Origin of the sequence: Nitrosomonas communis (assembly GCF_024102715.1) — a bacterium.
In the GTDB taxonomy this organism is placed as follows: Bacteria; Pseudomonadota; Gammaproteobacteria; order Burkholderiales; family Nitrosomonadaceae; genus Nitrosomonas; species Nitrosomonas communis_B.
Genome location: NZ_JAGFJM010000006.1, coordinates 1 through 1,631, shown reverse-complemented (window position 1 = coordinate 1,631; position 1,631 = coordinate 1). Strand labels below are relative to the sequence as shown.

General features: G+C 44.6%; 3 protein-coding genes. 2 read left to right on the top strand and 1 reads right to left on the bottom strand.

Translation table 11 applies throughout. The features are described 5' to 3' along the window. Positions 1 to 207: 207 nt before the first annotated feature. A complete protein-coding gene (gene tnpA, locus J5I83_RS01235) occupies positions 208 to 639 on the bottom strand; it encodes an IS200/IS605 family transposase (RefSeq protein WP_304052652.1) in 432 nt (143 codons plus the stop codon). A 142-nt stretch (positions 640 to 781) separates the two neighbouring features. On the opposite strand from tnpA, the gene J5I83_RS01230 reads away from it, so the two are divergent. Together J5I83_RS01230 and J5I83_RS01225 are read left to right on the top strand one after the other, a co-directional pair. Further along, positions 782 to 1,060: a type II toxin-antitoxin system RelE/ParE family toxin gene (locus tag J5I83_RS01230; protein WP_304052651.1), complete on the top strand. Its 279-nt coding sequence runs from the start codon at positions 782 to 784 to the stop codon at positions 1,058 to 1,060. A gap of 12 nt (positions 1,061 to 1,072) precedes the next feature. Next, positions 1,073 to 1,360 (top strand): HigA family addiction module antitoxin, encoded by a 288-nt coding sequence (locus J5I83_RS01225; protein WP_304052650.1) that lies wholly within the window; start codon positions 1,073 to 1,075, stop codon positions 1,358 to 1,360. Positions 1,361 to 1,631: the final 271 nt, after the last annotated feature.

Genomic DNA, 1,631 nt, shown 5'->3' with positions numbered 1-1,631 from the left:
CTCGGATGGCTGCCAATGCAACTTTCGCTTTGAATTCACTGGAATATTGCGCGCGCTTCTTGCTCATGGTTATTTCACTCCTTTTCTGTTTTGCCAGAGCTTAACAACCTGTCCAGTTTTTGGGTACTACTTCAAACCACCGGCTAAAGCCAGTGGATTAGAGTTACGGACTGAAAGTCCGGATACGCGTCGACTGAACGACGCGTCTTATTCCGGCTCCATTTTAAAATTATCGTTTGGATTTGGCTCAAAGTGATTCTCCAAGTATTGCTTGATCATCTCTTCTGTCATCTGACCTACTGTCGCGCAGAAATACCCTCGCGCCCAAAAATGCCTTCCCCAGTACTTCTTCTTCAGGTAAGGAAATTCTTCAAACAGATAGCTCGATGTTCGTCCTTTTATCCGCCTCATAATCTCACTCGGAGCCATCTCTGGCGGGCAACTCACCAGTATACGCACATGATCCTTACTCACTACACCCTGTACAATTCTGATTTCAAATGCTTCGCACCTCTGACGAACCAACTCTCGAACACGTTCTGCAACCTCTCCTTTCAGAATCTTATATCGATACTTCGTTACCCATACAAAATGATATTCAATCTGATAAACCGTATGACTTTCATATCTATAATCCATGCCACACCTCCTGTGTGACATATTCTCGCAGCTAAAGCTGACCGGCTAAAACCGGTGGTTTTAACCTTATGATGGATAATAATAACAAGAGAGAGATAACCTTGTATTGATACGTGTTAATTAACAATATACAATCATAAAAATGATCAAGACTTTTATCCATAAAGGACTTGAAGACTTCTTTAAAACAGGAAGCAAGGCAGGCATACAGCCAAGCCATGCCAGAAGATTGCGCCTATTGTTAACTACGCTGGATAACGCAAGAAAACCAGATGACATGAATGCGCCAGGCTGGAGACTGCACGGACTAACAGGCGACCATAGCGGACATTATTCTGTAAAGGTCAGTGAAAATTGGCGGCTGACTTTCACCTTTGAAGGTGAAGATGCTGTGCTGGTTAATTATCAGGATTACCATTAGGAGAATTTAAACATGGGCAGAATGCACAACCCAGCCCACCCGGGCGAAGTATTGCGGGAGTGGATACCCGAAGAAATGACAGTAACGCAGGCAGCAAAAGAATTGCAGATTTCCCGCGTTACACTCTCCAAAGTGCTGAATGGCAAGGCAGGCATTACCGCTGGCATGGCGCTGCGGCTTTCAGCATGGCTTGGAACCACTCCTGACGTATGGCTAGGAATGCAGACGCAGTGGGATTTATGGCAAGCAGAACAGGAGCCTAGACCCAATATCAGACCGTTGGAGCGATTGCCGGTATGATCTTGCTTTCAAGATCAAGCAGCTTATGACTTATGGAATGCGCGTAAAGCTGGCCTGCCAAAAGTGATGCGTATAGCTGACTTGAAACTGTCGATGCATCAATAGTTGCGAGCACACAATTGCATCAACTAGTTTCAACGAAAATATTTTGATATGATGAGCGAATGTATTCAGAATTGATGAATATTTAATGTGGTGAGTTTGCCTGGAGTGTTGCAGCACCCCAGGCGGCTTACTTTTTTAACCATCTCTCCCTAACGAGATTTGATAT

Excerpts from the sequence above, each read along its gene's own strand:
- tnpA (WP_304052652.1), bottom strand. The coding sequence starts at position 639 with ATGGATTATAGATATGAAAGTCATACGGTTTATCAGATTGAATATCAT.
- J5I83_RS01230 (WP_304052651.1), top strand. The coding sequence starts at position 782 with ATGATCAAGACTTTTATCCATAAAGGACTTGAAGACTTCTTTAAAACA.
- J5I83_RS01225 (WP_304052650.1), top strand. The coding sequence starts at position 1,073 with ATGGGCAGAATGCACAACCCAGCCCACCCGGGCGAAGTATTGCGGGAG.